Annotated in this window: 13 protein-coding genes; 11 read left to right on the top strand and 2 right to left on the bottom strand. The window is 69.3% G+C overall.

Features of this window, described 5'->3' with window-relative positions:
- The first annotated feature begins 291 nt into the window (after nucleotides 1-291).
- The 9 genes from AC5DRG_RS37235 (at nucleotide 292) to AC5DRG_RS37195 (ending at nucleotide 14,128) form a co-directional block, all read left to right on the top strand.
- Nucleotides 292-4,065 (top strand): sensor histidine kinase, encoded by a 3,774-nt coding sequence (locus tag AC5DRG_RS37235; RefSeq protein ID WP_491804089.1) that lies wholly within the window; start codon nucleotides 292-294, stop codon nucleotides 4,063-4,065.
- 9 nt (nucleotides 4,066-4,074) lie between these two features.
- Nucleotides 4,075-4,488 carry a roadblock/LC7 domain-containing protein gene (locus AC5DRG_RS37230; protein WP_003993189.1) on the top strand — a complete coding sequence of 138 codons (414 nt, stop codon included), beginning with the start codon at nucleotides 4,075-4,077 and terminating at the stop codon, nucleotides 4,486-4,488.
- Nucleotides 4,489-4,599: 111 nt separating this feature from the next.
- Nucleotides 4,600-4,995, top strand: a complete 396-nt coding sequence (locus tag AC5DRG_RS37225) for a DUF742 domain-containing protein (protein WP_491804088.1) — start codon at nucleotides 4,600-4,602, stop codon at nucleotides 4,993-4,995.
- Nucleotides 4,976-5,551: a GTP-binding protein gene (locus AC5DRG_RS37220; RefSeq protein WP_037744164.1), complete on the top strand. Its 576-nt coding sequence runs from the start codon at nucleotides 4,976-4,978 to the stop codon at nucleotides 5,549-5,551. The genes AC5DRG_RS37225 and AC5DRG_RS37220 overlap by 20 nt, the downstream gene beginning before the upstream one ends.
- A 350-nt stretch (nucleotides 5,552-5,901) precedes the next feature.
- On the top strand, nucleotides 5,902-9,204 hold the full coding sequence (locus AC5DRG_RS37215) for a nitrate- and nitrite sensing domain-containing protein (protein ID WP_491804087.1): 3,303 nt from the start codon (nucleotides 5,902-5,904) through the stop codon (nucleotides 9,202-9,204).
- Nucleotides 9,205-9,214: 10 nt separating this feature from the next.
- Nucleotides 9,215-9,628: a roadblock/LC7 domain-containing protein gene (locus AC5DRG_RS37210; RefSeq protein ID WP_005479603.1), complete on the top strand. Its 414-nt coding sequence runs from the start codon at nucleotides 9,215-9,217 to the stop codon at nucleotides 9,626-9,628.
- A gap of 96 nt (nucleotides 9,629-9,724) precedes the next feature.
- Nucleotides 9,725-10,306 (top strand): DUF742 domain-containing protein, encoded by a 582-nt coding sequence (locus AC5DRG_RS37205; RefSeq protein WP_491804085.1) that lies wholly within the window; start codon nucleotides 9,725-9,727, stop codon nucleotides 10,304-10,306.
- A complete protein-coding gene (locus tag AC5DRG_RS37200) occupies nucleotides 10,287-10,868 on the top strand; it encodes a GTP-binding protein (protein ID WP_009314218.1) in 582 nt (193 codons plus the stop codon). The genes AC5DRG_RS37205 and AC5DRG_RS37200 overlap by 20 nt, the downstream gene beginning before the upstream one ends.
- A gap of 95 nt (nucleotides 10,869-10,963) precedes the next feature.
- The gene (locus tag AC5DRG_RS37195) at nucleotides 10,964-14,128 is read left to right on the top strand and encodes an NACHT domain-containing protein (RefSeq protein ID WP_491804083.1); all 3,165 of its coding nucleotides are present in this window, start codon (nucleotides 10,964-10,966) and stop codon (nucleotides 14,126-14,128) included.
- A gap of 70 nt (nucleotides 14,129-14,198) precedes the next feature.
- Here AC5DRG_RS37195 and AC5DRG_RS37190 read toward each other — a convergent pair whose 3' ends face one another.
- Nucleotides 14,199-14,390 carry an acyl-CoA carboxylase subunit epsilon gene (locus tag AC5DRG_RS37190; RefSeq protein WP_491804082.1) on the bottom strand — a complete coding sequence of 64 codons (192 nt, stop codon included), beginning with the start codon at nucleotides 14,388-14,390 and terminating at the stop codon, nucleotides 14,199-14,201.
- A gap of 57 nt (nucleotides 14,391-14,447) precedes the next feature.
- Entirely contained in the window at nucleotides 14,448-16,043 is a 1,596-nt protein-coding gene (locus tag AC5DRG_RS37185) for an acyl-CoA carboxylase subunit beta (RefSeq protein WP_491804081.1), read from the bottom strand.
- A 440-nt stretch (nucleotides 16,044-16,483) separates the two neighbouring features.
- Here AC5DRG_RS37185 and AC5DRG_RS37180 point away from each other — a divergent pair, with 440 nt between their 5' ends.
- Nucleotides 16,484-17,092, top strand: coding sequence for a YceI family protein (locus AC5DRG_RS37180; protein ID WP_491804080.1), 609 nt, complete (start codon nucleotides 16,484-16,486; stop codon nucleotides 17,090-17,092).
- Nucleotides 17,093-17,357: 265 nt separating this feature from the next.
- The gene (locus AC5DRG_RS37175) at nucleotides 17,358-17,996 is read left to right on the top strand and encodes a hypothetical protein (RefSeq protein ID WP_491804079.1); all 639 of its coding nucleotides are present in this window, start codon (nucleotides 17,358-17,360) and stop codon (nucleotides 17,994-17,996) included.
- Nucleotides 17,997-18,023 lie beyond the last annotated feature (27 nt).

The raw sequence follows: 18,023 nt of genomic DNA, 5'->3' as shown, positions 1-18,023 counted from the left end.
GAGTTCCCTTTCTACGTCTCGTAACGCACCCCTCACTTGCTGTCACGGAGGTCACAGCTCGGCCCATGGCCCTTGTTGGAGATCCGGCACTGTGCTGGAATTCCACGGACCGCCGCAGGATCGAGCCGGCGCACAGGGGGCGCGAAGCAGCGCCGCGTGGCGGTGAAAAGGGGGAGCCAGCGCCGGTCACTCACGACCACCACTGGGGACGCATTTCAGGGCGTCCCCAAGACGCCGACACCGTCCTTCCGTTCGCGCGGAGGGGCGCCTGGTCCAGAGGTTGCGACGCTAGTGCAGGGACGTTTCAAGAGGGATGGCAGCGCTTCGGCGGAGCCGGAGCCAAACAAGGGAACCGGTAACGGCTCCTCGCCCCAGCACGCCCAGAACCCGGGCCCGGTGGCCGCCTCCGACGGCGGCGAACATGCCGGTCGTCCGGGCGTGTCGGCGTCCGCGGGAGCGGCGGGGCCTACTGGGACCACGACCCCCGCGCCGGCGGTGAAGCCGCCGCAGGGCCCGAGCGGGCCCGGCCCGCGAATTGCCCTGCGCAACTGGCGCATCTCCACGCGTCTGGTGGCACTGCTCACGCTCCCCGTGGTCGCCGCGACCACCCTGGGCGCGGTGCGCATCAACGACTCCATGGACGACATCCAGCAGCTCGACAACATGAAGCTGCTGACGGAGATGACCAAGCAGGCCACCGAGCTGGCGTCCGCGCTCCAGGAGGAGCGCGACAAGTCCGCCGGACCGCTGGCGCACGGCTCGACCAACCCCACGGTCAAGGGCTACCGGGACAAGACCGACCGGGCCATGGAGAACTTCCTGTCGAGCTCGGAAGAGATCGACGCCGCCAGCAAGGGCGGCACCCTCCAGGGCGTCCGCGACAGCCTGGTGGGTCTCGCGGCGGACCTGGCCGATGTCAGCAAGATCCGCAACACCGCGTACGAGACCGAGGGCAACTCGATGCAGACGGTGGAGGCGTACCACCGCCTCATCACCCACCTGCTCGACCTCTCGCAGGACATGGCCGAGGCGACCAGCAACCCCGACATGATCCAGCGCACGCGCGCCCTGTCGGCGTTCTCCTCCGCCAAGGAGTACGCGTCGGTGCAGCGCGCGGTCATCGCGGCGGCACTGCCCGCGGGCAACACCACGTTCGGCAACCTCTCCGAGAACGACCGCCTCTACGCCGAATCGGCGCTGGAGTCCCAGGACTCCGAACTGGCCAGCTTCCGGAGCATCTACGGCGACGAGGGTGCCGAGGAGCTCCTCTCGCCGATCGAGGACGGCAGCCCGACGATCGAGTCGACCGACACCTACGCCGGCCGAGTGCTGAACTCCTCCACCGGTCTGGCCGGTCTGGACAAGCGCTCGTACCAGGACTGGGTCGACGACAGCTCCACCAAGATCGTCGAAATGAAGAAGATCGAGCACACGCTGCTCGAGGACATGGAGCAGAAGGCCCGCGAGCTGCGCAACGAGGCGGAGCGCGAGGCGATCATCTCCGGTGCGCTCATCCTGCTCGTGCTCGGTATCTCCCTGGTCGGCGCCTTCGTCGTCGCCCGGTCCATGATCCGCTCGCTGCGCCGCCTCCAGGAGACCGCCACCAAGGTCGCCCAGGACCGGCTGCCCGAGCTGGTCAAGCAGCTGTCCGAGTCGGACCCGCAGGACGTCGACACCTCCGTCGAGTCGGTCGGTGTGCACTCCCGGGACGAGATCGGCCAGGTCGCCGCGGCCTTCGACGACGTGCACCGCGAGGCCGTCCGCCTCGCCGCCGAGCAGGCCCTCCTGCGGGGCAACGTCAACGCGATGTTCACCAACCTCTCGCGCCGCTCCCAGGGTCTGATCCAGCGCCAGCTCTCGCTCATCTCCGAGCTGGAGTCCCGCGAGGCCGACCCCGACCAGCTCTCCTCGCTGTTCAAGCTCGACCACCTCGCGACCCGCATGCGCCGTAACGGTGAGAACCTTCTGGTTCTCGCCGGTGAAGAGCCCGGCCGCCGCTGGACCCGCCCGGTCCCGCTGGTCGACGTGCTCCGCGCCGCCGCCTCCGAGGTGGAGCAGTACGAGCGCATCGAACTGGCCTCCGTGCCGACCACCGAAGTGGCCGGCCGGGTCGTCAACGACCTCGTGCACCTGCTCGCCGAGCTCCTGGAGAACGCCACCTCGTTCTCCTCCCCGCAGACCAAGGTCAAGGTCACCGGTCACGCGCTGCCCGACGGCCGCGTCCTGATCGAGATCCACGACACCGGCATCGGCCTCTCCCCCGAGGACCTCGCCGCGATCAACGAGCGGCTCGCGTCGCCGCCCACCGTGGACGTGTCGGTCTCCCGCCGCATGGGTCTGTTCGTGGTCGGCCGCCTGTCGCAGCGCCACGGCATCCGCATCCAGCTGCGCCCCTCCGACTCCGGTGGTACGACCGCGCTGGTCATGCTCCCCGTCGACGTCGCCCAGGGCGGCAAGAAGCCCGCTCCGGGCAAGCCCGGCCAGAACGGTGCCCCCGCCGGCGGTCCCGCCGCCGCGGCGGCAGCCGCCGGTGTGGCCGCGGCCCGGCGTGGCAACGGCCAGGGAAGCGGCGGTGCCCTCGGCGCCGGCGCGCCCGGCGGTGGCGGACTTCTCGGTGCCGGAGCAGCTCCGCGCGGCCAGGTCGGCAGCGGCCAGGGTCCGCGGGCCGCGCTGCCGGGCAGTGGGGCAGGCGGGCGTCCCGGTGCGCCGGGCGGAGCGCGCGGACCGCAGGGTCCGGGCACACCGCCGCAGGGTCGGCCGGCTCCGGCCGGTGCGGGTGCCGGTGCCGGTGGCTTCGGCGGCCAGGCTCCGGGTGCCCCGCAGGGCCTCCAGTCCTCGGGCACGGACGCTTTCGGGGGCGGTTCACGTCCGCCGGTGCCTCCGCAGCGGTCCGGCAGCAACTCCGAGCAGAGTCCGCGCAAGTCGCGTGGCAAGCAGCCTCAGCTGCCGCCGCGCGGTGGCGCTCGGGCCGAACTGCCGGGCAGCGGCCCGCAGCAGCGACCGAGCTGGAGCGACGAGAACGCGCAGCCCCCGGTGCCGCGTGCCTCCCTCGACACTCCGCGCGGCCACGACGAGGCCGGCCCGGCCACGGCCCCGATGCCGCGGATCGACGACCGCCAGGGTCCGCCCGCGCCCGCCGAGATCCCGGCGTTCCCCAGCGCGAACGGCCAGCAGAACACCGGCCAGTTCACCCGTCCCGGTGCGAACGGCAGCCAGAACTCGGGCCAGTTCCCCCGTCCCGACGTCGACGCCCCGCGCCCCGGTGCGGGCGGCCAGCAGGGATCGGGCCAGTTCGTCCGCTCGGACGTCTTCGGTGCACCCGGCCCGACCAGCCCGGCCAACACGGGCCAGTTCGCCGTACCGCAGGCGTATGACAACAGCTCCACGGGCCAGTTCCCCGTGCCCGGGTACGACGGCAGCTCGACGGGTCAGCACGCTCTGCCCGGCCGCCAGAACCCTCAGAGTCCCTCGTCCACGGGCCAGTTCGAGCGACCGCAGGGCAACGGAGGCCGTGGCAACGCCGACTTCGGCGGCTCGCGGCCGCCGGTCCCGCCGCGTCCGCCGCAGCGGCCGGCCGCCCGTCCGGAGCCCGAGGCGCTGCCGCCGGCGGGTCCCGGTGACGGACGTACGCCGCTGTACGACACGCTGGAGACCAACTGGTTCCGCGGCCAGCAGCAGGCGGGCGGCTCTGCTCCGGCCCCGCAGCAGCAGTCTCCGCAGGCTCCCCCGGCTCCGGCCGCTCCTCCACGTCCGGCCACCGCGCCGGCCGGCGCCACTTGGCGCAGCTCACCCAACGACGACCTCGTCCGGCAGGCGGAGCGTGTGCGCCAGCCGTCGGCGGGTGGAGTCACCACTTCCGGCCTGCCGCGCCGGGTGCCCCGGGCGAACCTCGTCCCGGGCACGGCTCAGCAGCAACAGCACCACACCGGTCCTGCGGTCTCCCGTGCGCCTGATGACGTACGCGGCCGTCTGACCAATCTCCGTCGGGGTATCGCGCAGGGTCGCCAGGCCAGTGACGGCCAGACCGGCAGCTTCCCGAGCCCCACTCACCAGCAGGAGCGCTAGTTGAGCCCGATGAGCCAGGCGGCACAGAACCTAAACTGGTTGATCACCAACTTCGTGGACAACACCCCAGGGGTGTCCCACACCGTCGTCGTGTCCGCCGACGGACTCCTTCTGGCGATGTCCGAAGGCTTTCCGCGCGACCGCGCCGACCAGCTCGCGGCCGTGGCGTCCGGGCTGACCTCTCTCACGGCCGGGGCCTCCCGGATCTTCGAGGGTGGCAGCGTGGCGCAGACGGTCGTGGAGATGGAGCGCGGATTCCTCTTCCTGATGTCGGTCTCGGACGGCTCGTCCTTGGCTGTTCTCGCCCACCCCGAGTGCGACATCGGCCTTGTCGGCTACGAGATGGCGCTGCTGGTCGACCGGGCGGGAGCGGTGCTCACGCCGGACCTGCGCGCCGAACTACAGGGCAGTCTGCTCCACTGACCGCTCACAGTTCCACCCACCTCACGAAATCACCGTCCGGCCGACACAATCCCCCCACCGGCCCCATTAAGACGGCACGCTGATCGACTTGCTGTCCCGCCCGGAGGATTCATGACCCCGCCCACCGCCTCTCATGATCCGTACGCAGCGCCGTACGAGGACGAGGGCGACCAGCCGCTGGTCCGTCCGTACGCGATGACCGGCGGCCGGACCCGGCCGCGTTACCAGCTCGCCATCGAAGCCCTGATCAGCACGACGGCCGACCCGGCGGCGCTCATGGGACTGCTCCCCGAGCACCAGCGGATCTGCCACCTGTGCCGTGAGGTCAAGTCGGTCGCCGAGGTCTCGGCGCTCCTGGCGATGCCGCTCGGTGTGGCCAGGATTCTTGTCGCGGACCTCGCCGAGGCCGGACTCGTCGCCATTCACCAGCCGGGCGGCGACGAGAGCACCGGCGCGCCGGACGTGACACTGCTCGAAAGGGTGCTCAGTGGACTTCGCAAGCTCTGACGGAGGTCGGGCGACCACCTCCGCGAAGATCGTGGTGGCGGGCGGCTTCGGCGTCGGCAAGACGACGTTCGTCGGTGCCGTCTCCGAGATCAACCCGCTGCGCACCGAGGCCGTCATGACGTCCGCGAGCGCGGGCATCGACGACCTCACCCACACCGGGGACAAGACGACCACCACGGTCGCCATGGACTTCGGCCGTATCACCCTGGACCAGGACCTGATCCTGTACCTCTTCGGTACGCCGGGCCAGGACCGCTTCTGGTTCATGTGGGACGACCTCGTACGCGGCGCCATCGGCGCGGTCGTGCTGGTCGACACCCGCCGCCTCGCCGACTGCTTCCCCGCGGTCGACTACTTCGAGAACAGCGGCCTGCCGTTCGTCGTCGCGCTCAACGGCTTCGACGGGCACCAGCCGTATGCTCCCGAGGAGGTGCGCGAGGCACTGCAGATCGGACCGGACGCGCCGATCATCACCACGGACGCCCGGCACCGCTCGGATGCGAAGAGTGCGCTGATCACGCTCGTGGAGCACGCACTCATGGCACGTCTGCGCTAGCACTCAAGTCGTCCATGCCCTACGGAAGTTGTCGTAGATGCACCGGAGCCGGCTGTGTCCTTTGACACGGTCGGCCCCGGTGTTCATAACGTTTCGGCAGTGGAATCGGGTGGTATCGCCACGCGTCGCGGTCAACCGGTCTCGCTGCGCTCACATCGGCCCCGTCTTTTGACGGGGCTTACTCTTTATGACCGTTTTATCTAGGGCTTACATCACTCGGAATCAGAGCTTTCCACTGTTTGGAAGTGCGGATGCCGACGTGCTGGAATGCCTGAACTGCCCAATAGTCAAAGACGTACTCAGTACTGCGGCACACCGTTGGTGCCGACCGCCGGAAGGTTGTTGGTCGAGTGAGGCGAAGCAAGAACGGTCCCGAGCCGTCGGCCCGGGGCAACTTCACCCCGCCGCCGCGCGGAGCGGCCCCCGTCCCTGTGCCCGGTTCGGAGCCGACGGCCCCACCCGCTCCGAGCGGCGGCCGTTTCTCCCCGCGCAACTGGCGCGTGCCGACCAGGCTGAACGCGATCCTGCTCATACCCGTGGTGGTCGGCCTCGTCATGGGCGGCTTCCAGGTGAAGAGCTCGATCGACACCTGGCAGGAGGCCGAGGACGCGGAGAAGACCGCCGTCCTGGTCCGTGCCGCCCTGACCTATGGCGACGCGCTGTACAACGAGCGTGACGTCTCGGCCGCCCCCCTTCTCAGCGCCAGTACCAGCGCGAAGGACAAGGCGACCGTCGAATCGGTCCGCAAGACCACGGACGAGGCCGCCGACGCCTTCGACGAGGCCGCGCAGAACATGCCGCAGACGGCGGGCCTGCAGCGCCGCCTCAAGCTGTTCCGCGCCGAGGAGCCCACGCTCGAAACGCTCCGTGCGGCCGCGTACACCAGCAAGCTCACGGGTGTGCAGACCGAAGAGGGCTACACCAAGGTCGCCCACCCCCTGATGGAGTTCGCCAACGAGCTCGGTCTGGGCACCGGAAACATCACCAGCTACGGCCGGACCGTCTACGCGATCTCGCTGACCAAGGCGTCCCTGTCGCTGGAGCGGTCCATCGGTATGCACCTGCTGGTCAACCCGGGCCCCAAGGAGTCCGACCTGGCCAGCCAGCGCCTCGCGCTCTCCTCCTACGCGTACCTCGAAGGCATCGCCGTCGAGGAGTACACCGGCGGTGGCACCGAGGCCGACGCGGCCAAGCTCGTCGCGGCCGAGAAGGACATCAAGGCCAAGGGCGTGGCGATGGCCCAGCAGGCCGCCGCGGAGGCCAAGGCCGCGGGCAAGACGTACGTCCCGCCGCCGTCGAACCCGACCGACATGGTCAAGGCCCTCGCGGTCCTGCAGACCACGGACCCGTCGGCTCGCCAGGCGCTGGCCACGGAGGGCGTCACCCCGACCAACTGGTGGGCGGTCAACACCCTCAAGTACGACGCCTACCGGCAGATCGAGTCGGACCTGTCCGACAGGGCCGTGGACGAGGCCGCCAGCATCGCCGACGACGCCAAGCGTGACGCCTTCATCGTCGGTGGCGCCGTCGTGGTCGCCCTGCTCGCCGCGTTCATCCTGGCCGGCATGGTGGCCCGCCAGATGAGCCGCTCGATGCGCCAGCTGCGCAACGCCGCCTTCGGTATCGCCGAGCAGCGCCTGCCGATGCTGGTCGACCAGCTCTCGCGCACCGACCCCGGCCGCGTCGACACCCGGGTGCAGCCCATCCCGATCACCACCACGGACGAGATCGGCGAGGTCGCCCGCGCCTTCGACCAGGTCCACCGCGAGGCGGTCCGACTGGCCGCCGAGCAGGCTCTCCTCCGGGGCAACATCAACGCGATCTTCACCAACCTGTCGCGCCGCAACCAGGCCCTGATCGAGGGCCAGCTGACCCTGATCACCGACCTGGAGAACAACGAGGCCGACCCGGACCAGCTGGAGAACCTCTTCCGCCTGGACCACCTCGCGACCCGTATGCGCCGCAACGGCGAGAACCTCCTGGTCCTCGCCGGCGAGGAGCCGGGCCGCCGCTGGGACCAGCCGGTCCCGCTGGTCGACGTCCTGCGCGCCGCCTCCTCCGAGGTGGAGCAGTACGAACGCATCGAGCTCTCCGGCGTCCCGGAGGCCGAGATCCACGGCCGCGCGGTCACCGACCTCGTGCACCTGCTGGCCGAGCTCCTGGAGAACGCGACGACGTTCTCCTCGCCCCAGACCAAGGTCCGCGTCACCGCGACCCGTCTCCCCGACGGCCGCGTGATGATCGAGATCCACGACAAGGGCATCGGCCTCACCGCCGAGGACTTCGCGGACATCAACCACAAGCTGGCCAACCCGCCGACCGTGGACGCCGCGATCTCCCAGCGCATGGGCCTCTTCGTGGTCGGCCGGCTGTCCGACCGGCACGGCATCCGCGTCCAGCTGCGCCCCTCGGGCGAGCAGGCCGGTACGACCTCCCTGGTCATGCTCCCCGACGCGATCACCCACGGTGGTGGTGGCGAGCAGCAGATGCAGCGCGACGAGTTCACCGTCTCGCAGATCATCCCGGAGCAGAACTTCCCGGGCGAGAGCTTCAACCAGCCCCCGCTGCGCACCGCGGCCGAGCTCGGCTTCGACGACAGCCGCTACACCGAGGTCCCGGACGACATCCGCGAGCTGGACCCCGTAGGCCGCTCTCTGATGCGTGAGGAGCGGCGGGCGGCCCTGGAGGCCCAGTCGGGTCCCCAGACGCCGCAGGAGGCCGCTGAGGCGCAGGCGTACGCCGACGAGTTCGACAACCGGCAGTCCGTCTACGGCAACGGCCAGGCCGGGTACCAGGAGCAGCCCTCGGCGTACGACCAGCAGACGGCGTACGAGGAGCCGCAGCAGGCGCCGTACGAGGAGCCGCAGCGGGCGTCGTACGAGGAGCCGCAGCGGGCGTCGTACGACGAGCCGTACTTCGCGCCGAACGGTGGCGGGCTGCCGCAGCGGGACACCTTCTCCCCCAACGGCGGTTATCCGGAGCCTTCTTACCCGGAGCCCGCCCGCGGAGAGCAGACCGGCGCGCGCGCCGGTGCACCGGAGTCCTTCTCGGCCTTCGAGGAGCAGCCCTACCGGGACGACTGGCCGCAGCAGAACGATTACCAGAACGGCTACGCCTCCCAGTACGCTCCCGAAACGGAATCTCCGCAGGCCGCTGACGTGAGTGAGCGGGACCGCGTAGGCTTCGAGCGTCCGGGACCGGCACCTTCCGCCTCCCACGCGCTGACCGACGCCGGACTGCCCCGCCGCGGCGGAGCCGCCGCGAACGGCAACGGCTCGCGTCCTGCGACCCAGGAGCCGCCGGCCTCCGCGCCGGAGAGCAACGGCAGCGCGAACGGCACGGTTTCGGGCACGGGCACCAGCGACTGGCGCTCGGCCAACGACGAGCGCTGGCAGCAGGCTTCGGCGCTCAAGAAGCCCAAGGCGGGCGGGGTCACCTCCTCCGGCCTGCCGCGGCGGGTACCCAAGGCCAACCTGGTCGAGGGCACCGCCGAAGCGACCCCCCAGGGTGGCCCACAGGTCTCCCGCGCTCCCGAGGACGTCCGGGGCAGGCTGAGCAACCTGCGTCGCGGGGTCCAGCGGGGACGCAGTGCGGGAAGTGAAACGAACGGTCAGGGCTTCGGTTCTGACAGCACCTACAACCAGGAGCGTTAGTGTGAGCCCGATGAGCCAGGCGGCGCAGAACCTCAACTGGTTGATCACCAACTTCGTGGACAACACCCCCGGGGTGTCCCACACGGTGGTGGTCTCCGCCGACGGACTCCTTCTGGCGATGTCCGAAGGCTTTCCCCGTGACCGTGCCGACCAGCTCGCCGCCGTCGCGTCCGGACTTACCTCGTTGACCGCGGGCGCCTCCCGCATCTTCGAGGGTGGCAGCGTGAATCAGACGGTTGTGGAGATGGAGCGGGGATTCCTCTTCATCATGTCCGTGTCCGATGGTTCTTCTCTCGCTGTTCTCGCTCACCCCGAGGCGGACATCGGCCTCATTGGGTACGAGATGGCACTTCTGGTTGACCGTGCGGGTACGGTCCTGACACCTGACCTTCGAGCGGAGCTCCAGGGGAGCCTTCTCAACTAGCAGACAGACGGTGCGTTTTGGCGTCCCGAAGCCATAAGGTTTCGGGACGCGGCTTCCACGTGGTGGATGCCCGGCGCAGTCGGAGGAGGAGAGAAAGTGGCAACACCCCCAGGCGGTTCGTCTTCGGGCAACTGGTCCTATGGCCCTGGCCAAGGCCAGGGCCAGGGTGAGCAGAACCGGTACAACTTCCCCTCCACACCCAGCCAGCGGCGCCAGCCGTACGGAAACCAGGGCCCGCAGGGTCCCGGACCTTCGCCGTACGACCAGCCGCCCGCGCCGCGCATCCAGCCGGTGCAGCCGCAGCGACGCACCCCTGAGCAGGCGCCCACCGGGGCGTCGAACCCCCTGGTGCGCCCGTACGCCATGACGGGCGGCCGCACCAGGCCGCGGTACCAGCTCGCCATCGAGGCGCTGGTGCACACCACCGCGGCTCCGCACCAGATGCAGGGGCAGCTGCCCGAGCATCAGCGGATCTGCAACCTCTGCCGGGAGATCAAGTCGGTAGCCGAGGTCTCGGCTCTGCTCACGATCCCTCTCGGCGTGGCCAGGATCCTCGTCGCCGACTTGGCGGAGGCGGGACTGGTCGCCATCCATCAGCCCGGCGGCGACGAGAACGCCGGCGGCCAGCCAGACGTGACACTGCTCGAAAGGGTGCTCAGTGGACTTCGCAAGCTCTAGCGGAGGGCCTTCCCGCTCCACCACGTCCGCGAAGATCGTGGTGGCTGGCGGCTTCGGCGTGGGCAAGACGACGTTCGTCGGCGCCGTCTCCGAGATCAACCCGCTGCGCACGGAGGCCGTCATGACGTCTGCTTCGGCAGGCATCGACGACCTCACCCACACCGGGGACAAGACGACCACGACGGTCGCCATGGACTTCGGCCGCATCACGCTCGACCAGGACCTGATCCTGTACCTGTTCGGCACCCCCGGCCAGGACCGCTTCTGGTTCATGTGGGACGACCTCGTACGCGGCGCCATCGGCGCGATCGTGCTCGTGGACACCCGCCGCCTGGCGGACTGCTTCCCGGCGGTGGACTACTTCGAGAACAGCGGCCTGCCGTTCGTCATCGCCCTCAACGGCTTCGACGGCCAGCAGCCGTACAACCCGGACGAGGTCCGCGAGGCGCTCCAGATCGGCCCCGACACCCCGATCATCACGACAGACGCCCGCCACCGCGCGGACGCGAAGTCGGCGCTGATCACGCTGGTGGAGCATGCGCTTATGGCGCGGCTGCGGTAGCGGACGGTTCTTCCAGGGGCCCTTTCCTTACGGAGAGGGCCCCTTTGTCGTACCCCGCTGCCACAATGACCTTCTGCGGACTTGGGGGGACGCGGATGAGTGCTGAAGTGGCCGCGGTGCGCCTCGGACAGGCGGTCGCGACGAGCGCGGTGCGGCTGTGGCTGGGAGGCCGGCGACGCGAGCAGGAGCGGCGTGCGGGGATGTCGGAGCTCATCCGCATCCGGGTTTCGGGGCTGCGCTCCCAGCGCAGTGTGGAGCGGCAGTTCGAGGAGATCGCGGACGCGGTGGCGGCTCGCGTGGAGCCGTTGCTGGCGCACGAGTTCCCGGGGCTCGACGAGAACGAGCGGCTGGCCGCGGTCCAGGGCGTCACGGACACGTTCACCCACGCCGACCTGTCGGACGAGGCGGTGCTGGAATCGGACGCGGACGCGGCCGAGTTGGTGCGGCGCATCCGCCGCGACGCACCACACCCGGTCGGCCTGGGCGAGGCCGCCCAGCGGTACTACGAGTTGCTGTTCGCCGAGTGCTGCGAGTGCTACGTACGGATCCTGCGCCGTCTGCCGGTTTTCACCGAACGCGCGGTGGCCGAACTCCTCAGCCGTACGACGTCACTCGGCGCCGAACTGGCCCGCGTACTGGAGCGGTTGCCGACCCGCTCGCTGTACGCGCCCCAGGGAACGGACGAGGACAAGGCGTTCCTGCTGGAGTACCTGGAGCTGGTGAGCCGCTCGCTGGACGAGGTGGAGCTGTTCCGGCTCGCCTCGGAGCAGGTGACCCGGGCGAAGCTGTCCGTGGCGTACGTGAGCATGCGGGCCACGTCGGACGACGGGCGGCGCCGGACTGCCGTCGGGGGACGCCCTCTGCTACGCCGGGGCCTGCGGGACTGGGAGGAGTCCGAGAGCACCGGTATGCGGGTGGAGAACGCCCTCGGAGGCACGTCCAGGGTGCTGCTGCGGGGCGAGGCGGGATCGGGCAAGACGACGCTGATGCAGTGGCTGGCGGTCACCGCGGCCCGGGGCGCCTTCTCCGGCCCGCTGGGCGGCTGGAACGGGCTGATTCCCGTACTGGTGAAGCTGCGCCGGTACGCCGGCCGTGAACTGCCGCTTCCGGAAGCCCTGTTGGACGGCGTCGCGGGCTCCCTCACCGGTCACATGCCCAAAGGTTGGATGGACCGGGCCCTGCGTGACGGGCGCGTGCTGTTGCTGGTGGACGGCGTGGACGAACTGCTCGCCGGAGAGCGGCGGGTGGTCCGGGAGTGGCTGCGGGGTCTACTGGCCGCGTATCCCGACGTACGGGTCGTCATCACCTCCCGCCCGGCGGCCGCCCGCACGGACTGGCTGCGCACGGAGGGCTTCGCCGCGTACCAGCTGGACCGGATGGCTCCGGCGGACCTCACCGCGTTCGTACGGCAGTGGCACCGCGCGGTGCGCGAGCAGGGCGACGAACTGCCCTGCTCTGTCGAGGAGTTGCCCCAGTACGAACGCTCGCTGCTGACCAGTCTCCAGGACCGCCCCCACCTGCAGTCCCTGGCGGCGAACCCGCTGTTGGCCGCCCTGATCTGCGCCTTGCACCTCAGCAAGGGCCGACAACTTCCGCGCAACCGGATGGAGTTGTACAAGATCGCCCTGGAGACACTGGTCCAGCACCGGGATGCGGACCGCCGGGTGCCGAGCGCGCTGGACACTCCGCTCACCCTGTCGGACAAGCTGTGTGTGCTTCGGGACCTGGCGTGGCGACTGTCCGACAACAACCGCACCGAGATCAGCACCGATCAAGCGTGTCTCTACGTGACATCCCGCATGGCTGCGATGCGGCACCTGGACGGGGCCGATGGGAGCGACGTCCTGGATCATCTGCTGGCCAGGTCGGGAATCCTGCGTTCGCCCGTCGAGGGTCGCGTGGACTTCGTACACCGCACCTTTCAGGAGTACCTCGCCGCCCAGGACGCCGCGGACGAGGACAACATGGGCAACCTTGTCGAACGGGCCCACCTGGACCTGTGGCGCGAGACGATCGTGATGGCGGCGGGGCACGCGAACCTGCGGCAACGCCGCGAACTCATCGGCGGCATTCTCGACCGCGCCCGGGATGAACCGCGTCACGCCCGTCGACTGCGGCTGCTCGCGGGCTCCTGCCTGGAGACGATGACGAGCGTTCCGCAGGACTTGAACCGGCGGCTCGACGACGCACTCGGCACGCTGATCCCGCCGAAGCGCGGCTCCGAGGCGAGGTCGTTGGCCGCTGTGGGGCCTTCGCTGGTGCGGCGGTTGCCCGCATCCCTGGAGGGGATGTCGGAGCGGGCAGCGTGGACCACAGCACGTACCGCCGCGTTAATCGGAGGCGAGGAGGCGCTTGACCGGCTGGCCGGATATGCGGTGAACGCGGGCGAGGGCCTGCAGCGAGAACTCGTCGAAGTATGGGAGTACTTCGACCCTGATGAGTACGCGAGCCGGGTACTGCCTCTCCTGCCCTTGGAGAAGGTTCAGCTGCGCCTGACGCATCCCGCTCAGTGGTCCGCGGCAGTGGGACTGCAGCAAACGCGCCGAGTGTTGATTGAGTACGAGTTCACGGACGGCTTGGCCGCCACCTCGGCCCTTGGAGACCTGGACTGGCTCGCGGTGATGCGGCTGCGCGATGACAATGATCTCTCACCCCTTCGGCAGCGAACCGAGCTCAGCAGTCTCGTCGTGTGGGGCGTGGGCGACCGCCCCCTGCTTGACCTCGAACCCCTGCGCGACCTGACCAGGTTGGGCAACCTCCAACTCCAGAACTGGCTCTCGGTGCCTCCCCTCGACTCGATCCCCATCCCGGAGGGGCTGACGAGCCTGGGGCTGGGCAGACTCGCCGAGAACGTCGATCTGAGCCCCCTACTTGAGCGAACGAACTGGCACGCTCTGATCCTGCAAGGTGCCGGCACGCCGCGGGGTATGGGCGATCTGGCGAGGCTGACGACGATGGAACGCTTGGACTTGTACGAATTCGACCTCAGCACATGGCTTCCCGCCCAGGAGACTTGGCCACCCGGGCTGACGATGCTGACCCTGCACGCCTGTCGTCTACCGGCCGACTTGGGACACATCGCCGCACTGAACAAGTTGCGGAACCTGCTGTTGTTGAACTGCCGAACCACCGACGAGCACCCCCTCGCCCTCCACACCCTGGCCCGCACCCCGGATCAGCCACAGCTGATCGTGGACGTCAACCGCGCCACCCCCCTGCCAACCACCCCTATCCCCGGCGTCCGCGTAAAGCACCGCTGAACTCGCCCGCCAACGCCAACGGCCCCGCCCTCCCTACCGGGAGAAACGGGGCCGTGGACGCGAAATGAGCTCAGTGCCAGCTGTGCGGCGCCCTGAACCCAGGCTCGCGCTCCAGGCGGCGCCAGCCGGCCTTCGGGCGGCCTCGGTGGGTCGGGGCTTCGGTCGGCACGGATGCCGCGCGGGCCAGGAGGATTGCCGTGATCGCGGCGACTTCCTCGGGCTCGGCGTGGCCCTTCTCGACGCGGATGTCAGGGGTGTTCATAGGTCACAGTCTCCGTGAGAGAGGTTTCCGCGGGGGTAGCGCGGAGGGTCCGCTGGGTTACTGCGGGGGGTTGCCGTGCTTGCGGGAGGGCAGGTCGGCGTGCTTGGTGTGCAGCATCGCCAACGACCTGATCAGGACCTCGCGGGTTTCCGCCGGGTCGATCACGTCGTCCACCAGACCGCGCTCAGCCGCGTAATACGGGTGCATCAGCTCGGACTTGTACTCCTTGACCATCCGAGTCCTCATCGCCTCGGGGTCTTCGGCGTCCGCGATCTGACGGCGGAAGATGACGTTGGCGGCACCTTCCGCGCCCATCACGGCGATCTCGTTCGTCGGCCAGGCGTAGGTGAGGTCCGCACCGATGGACTGGCTGTCCATGACGATGTACGCACCTCCGTAGGCCTTGCGCAGGATCAGCGAAATCCGCGGCACGGTCGCGTTGCAGTAGGCGTAGAGGAGCTTCGCGCCGTGGCGGATGATTCCGCCGTGTTCCTGGTCGACGCCGGGAAGGAACCCGGGGACGTCCAGGAAAGTGACGATCGGGATGTTAAAAGCGTCACACATCTGGACAAAGCGCGCAGCTTTTTCCGACGCCTCGATGTCCAGGACCCCGGCGAGGGTCTGCGGCTGGTTGGCCACGATGCCCACGACCTGGCCGTCGAGGCGGGCCAGCGCGCAGATGATGTTGCGGGCCCAACGCTCGTGGATCTCCAGGTAGTCGCCGTCGTCGACGATCTCCTCGATGACCTTGGCCATGTCGTACGGACGGTTGCCGTCGGCCGGGACCAGGTCCAGCAACACGTCCGAGCGGCGGTCGCCCGCGTCCGTGGACTCCACCCGGGGCGGGTTCTCACGGTTGTTCTGCGGGAGCATCGACAGGAGGTAGCGCACCTCGGCGAGGCACGTCTCCTCGTCGTCGTACGCGAAGTGGCAGACGCCGGACGTCTCGGCGTGCACGTCGGCGCCGCCCAGGCCGTTCTGGGTGATCTCCTCGCCCGTCACCGCCTTGACCACGTCCGGGCCGGTGATGAACATCTGGGAGGTCTCGCGGACCATGAACACGAAGTCCGTCAGGGCGGGCGAGTAGGCCGCGCCGCCCGCGCACGGGCCGAGCATGACGGAGATCTGCGGGATGACCCCGCTCGCCTTGGTGTTGCGCTGGAAGATGCCGCCGTAGCCGGCGAGGGCCGAGACGCCCTCCTGGATACGGGCTCCGGCGCCGTCGTTGAGCGACACCAGCGGAGCGCCCGCCGCGATGGCCATGTCCATGATCTTGTGGATCTTCGTGGCGTGAGCCTCGCCCAGCGCGCCGCCGAAGATGCGGAAGTCATGGGCGTAGACGAAGACCGTACGGCCCTCCACCGTGCCCCAGCCGGTGATGACACCGTCGGTGTACGGCTTCTTGGCCTCCAGGCCGAAGCCCGTGGCCCGGTGCCGGCGCAGTTGCTCGACCTCGCGGAAGGTGCCGGGGTCCAGGAGCAGCTCGATGCGTTCCCGGGCGGTCAGCTTGCCCTTGGCGTGCTGCGCCGCGGTCGCCTTCTCGCTGGGGCCGGCCAGTGCCTGCGCACGGATCTCGTGCAGCTCGGCCACTCGCCCGCGCGCGTCCGTGGGCTCGCCCGTCGACTCACCCGGCGCCTCATCCAAAACGGTCATGTAGTGACCTTACGAAGGACCGCCAGGAAAGCTCGCCGTCGACTCCGAACAGTCTCCGGCCCGTTTTCCTGGTACCCCTGAACAGAACCACGACGGCGTGCAGCCGTTCCGACTGCTCAGGGGGCATGGCCCTTGTAGGGGTCAGACAAAGGGGGCGGGTGAGAGCCACCTCACATTCCAGGGTCGGACATGCCATCTCCGGGGTGACGGGAGCGGCCCAGACGGCGGCAATCCGACCACGGGGGGTGCGGAAGTCCGAACAGCAGGATTCCGCGACAATCCGTAGCGTTTCAGACACGCTGCGGATGATGTTGAAAGTTGGACGGAATAAGTCTACGGTCTTCCGTGTTGGCCTCATTGAACGTTCAACAGAATGGCAAGCAGCCTCCGCGCCGCGGTTTCCGACCTCGAACCGCGACCCGTCCCCTTAGGAGCACGTCATGGGCATCTTCGGCCGCAAGAGCGAAACCGAGACCGCCGGCACCACCGCGACCGCCGTGAACCCGGAGCTGGCCGCACTGACCGGCGAGTACACGATCGACCCGTCCCACAGCACCATCGGCTTCGTCGCCCGCCACGCCATGGTGACCAACGTCAAGGGCGGCTTCCAGGACTTCTCCGGCTCGCTGCACCTGGACGGCAGCGACCCGTCGCAGTCCACCGCTTCGATCGACGTCAAGATGGACAGCATCAGCACGGGCTCGGAGGACCGCGACGGGCACCTCAAGAGCGCGGACTTCTTCAAGACGGACGAGCACCCGACGATGACGTTCCGTTCGACCAAGGCCGAGGCCCTGGGCGGCGACGACTACCGGATCACCGGCGAGCTGACGATCCTCGGCGCGACCCACTCGCTGACGATCGACCTGGAGTTCAACGGCTCGGCGAAGGACCCCTTCGGCAACGAGCGGGTCGGCTTCGAGGGCAAGGCCGAGATCCTGCGCTCCGAGTGGGGCCTCACCTGGAACGCGGCCCTGGAGACGGGCGGCGTCCTGGTCTCCGACAAGATCAAGCTGAACTTCGACATCTCGGCGATCAAGAACGCGTGACGCTGCGCTGAGCCTGAGCGGGGGTTTCACCGCCCCCGCCGGATTGCGCAACGCCGCTGCCCCCTGAGCGCGCCCGCCTTCCTCCCCCGTACGGAGGGCGGGCGCTCGGCATGTCCGGGCACGATCGTGAGTGATCGAGAGCGGTCGCGGGCGGCCTTGATCGACCTTGAGTGACCGACTCCGGGCAATACCGATCATGCGGAAACTGCCGCGGCCCTTCACACCGTGTCCTGGACAAAGCCGTCAAAGCCGTCCAGGAGGCGCGATGAGCACGAGGACAGGACCGCAGCACTACCCGGGTGCGAACCGGGCCCACTGGTACCAGGACAACTTCGGCGGCGACCGGATGGAGGTCAACGTCGTCGTCCTGCACACCACGGAGGGCCGTACGTTGCCCGGTTACCAGGGCGGCGCCTCGGCGCCCAACCTGACGGCGGTGCCGAACCTGGCCGACAGGAAGCTCGACTGGTACCAGCACTTCGACATCGACATCTCCTCCCGCGCGCTGTTCAACAAGGCCGGCGGCGTCGAGACGAACACCCTCAACGTCTGTCAGGCCGAACTGGTCGGCACCTGCGACCCCGACCGCCACGCCCGCTGGAAGACGGCGGGTCAGGCCCACATCTACTGGCCCGAGGCCCCGGCATGGGCCCTGCACGAAGTCGCCCGCTTCCTGGCGTGGATGCACACCGAACACGACGTACCGCTGCGCGGGCCGGCGCTGTGGCCCGCGTATCCGAGGTCGTCCGGCAGCGGAGGCGGCCAGCGGATGACCGGGACGAGGTGGAACGCGTTCAAGGGGGTGTGCGGACACATGCACGTACCCGAGAACGACCACGGGGACCCCGGCGCCATCGACTTCACCGAACTGGTGAAGTTCGCGAAGGCGGCGCTGGAGGGCTGAGGCGCCGGTTGGGGGTACGTGCTTGAG

It is taken from the genome of Streptomyces sp. JLBG701, assembly GCF_058544905.1.
The sequence above is the reverse complement of the archived record's forward strand: the minus strand, read 5'-3'. Positions and strand labels throughout refer to the sequence as shown.

Coding starts and splice junctions, on each gene's coding strand:
- AC5DRG_RS37225 (WP_491804088.1), top strand. CDS start 4,600: ATGACCCCGCCCACCGCCTCTCATGATCCGTACGCAGCGCCGTACGAG.
- AC5DRG_RS37180 (WP_491804080.1), top strand. CDS start 16,484: ATGGGCATCTTCGGCCGCAAGAGCGAAACCGAGACCGCCGGCACCACC.
- AC5DRG_RS37190 (WP_491804082.1), bottom strand. CDS start 14,390: ATGAACACCCCTGACATCCGCGTCGAGAAGGGCCACGCCGAGCCCGAG.
- AC5DRG_RS37210 (WP_005479603.1), top strand. CDS start 9,215: ATGAGCCAGGCGGCGCAGAACCTCAACTGGTTGATCACCAACTTCGTG.
- AC5DRG_RS37195 (WP_491804083.1), top strand. CDS start 10,964: ATGAGTGCTGAAGTGGCCGCGGTGCGCCTCGGACAGGCGGTCGCGACG.
- AC5DRG_RS37175 (WP_491804079.1), top strand. CDS start 17,358: ATGAGCACGAGGACAGGACCGCAGCACTACCCGGGTGCGAACCGGGCC.
- AC5DRG_RS37230 (WP_003993189.1), top strand. CDS start 4,075: ATGAGCCAGGCGGCACAGAACCTAAACTGGTTGATCACCAACTTCGTG.
- AC5DRG_RS37185 (WP_491804081.1), bottom strand. CDS start 16,043: ATGACCGTTTTGGATGAGGCGCCGGGTGAGTCGACGGGCGAGCCCACG.